The following is a 289-nucleotide window of genomic DNA, read 5'->3' on the forward strand; positions in this document are numbered from 1 at the left end:
CAATCCCTTTAGAACAGGGCGGGGTCTTTCGACGATAGCGAAACTGGTTGTGATTGGTTTAATGAGTCTCAATCCCTTTAGAACAGGGCAGGGTCTTTCGACGTTCTTAGTATCTATCAAAGAAAGACAACAAGATCTCAATCCCTTTAGAACAGGGCAGGGTCTTTCGACTGCAGGGGTGGTTTGGTGCCTTGCTGGATAAGGTTTGAGAAGATCGCTTCCCAATTTTTTCCCTCATACGAAAAGTAAGGTATAGATTTGATTAAATATTGAACGATTTTATCCATTT

Origin of the sequence: Aggregatibacter sp. oral taxon 458 str. W10330 (genome assembly GCF_000466335.1) — a bacterium.
Lineage (GTDB): Bacteria > Pseudomonadota > Gammaproteobacteria > Enterobacterales > Pasteurellaceae > Aggregatibacter.